An 848-nucleotide genomic window follows, 5' to 3' on the forward strand; every position below is an offset into this window, starting at 1 on the left:
TAGGTATCGTGGACAAAGCTTGACGTCGTGGTGCGCCACTGATTCAAGGCTGCCTTTTGGAGGCAGACTTGGGCGAACGGATCGGTTTGTCGGATGAGGAATGGTCGCTGATCGGGCCGCTGCTACCGGCCGAGCGTGGACGAGGCTGTCGTCCCGCTGGTGACAATCGGCCCTATTTCGAAGGCATGATGTGGATTGCGCGGACGGGTGCGCAGTGGCGGCATCTGCCGGAGGAATATGGCAAGTGGAATAGCGTGTTCCGCCGCTACCGTCGCTGGACGACGACGGGTGTGTTCGACGCCATGCTGGAGACGCTGGCCGGTGCGGTGGAACGCGATGGCCGCGCCGACATGATCGACAGTACGGTCGTCCGGGCACACCACTGTGCCGTGGGCATAAAAAAGGGACTGGTGCGGCCGAGGCGCTCGGTCGATCCTGCGGCGGCTTTACCACCAAACTCCACGCCCGCTGCGATGTCAGAGGTCGTCCGCTCGCCTTCGTCCTGACGCCGGGTCAGGCGCATGACACGCAAGGCTTTGGCCCATTGATGCGCATGATCGCCGACCGCATCGACGCGCTACTTGCGGATAAAGGCTATGACAGCGACGCGGTTCGCGACACCCTGGCCAGCATGAACGTCGAGGCCGTGATCCCGGCCAGGCGCAACCGCCGCAACCCGGCGGCGCATGATCGGGTCAAGTATCGCTGGCGTAACCAGATCGAGCGCTTGTTCAACAAGCTCAAGAACTGGCGACGTGTCGCCACACGCTACGACAAAACCACCCAGTCCTACATCGGCTTCGTTAGCCTCGCCTCAGTCCTGCTCTGGCTACCCTTTGTCCACGATG

Annotated in this window: 1 pseudogene; it reads left to right on the forward strand. The window is 62.5% G+C overall.

The annotated features are described in order from the left end of the window. Positions 1-86: 86 nt before the first annotated feature. Positions 87-848 (forward strand): annotated as a pseudogene (locus ACFX59_RS18250) (IS5 family transposase); the annotation flags it as partial.

The sequence above is a fragment of the Sphingomonas sp. NCPPB 2930 genome, from assembly GCF_042867205.1.
Lineage (GTDB): Bacteria > Pseudomonadota > Alphaproteobacteria > Sphingomonadales > Sphingomonadaceae > Sphingomonas.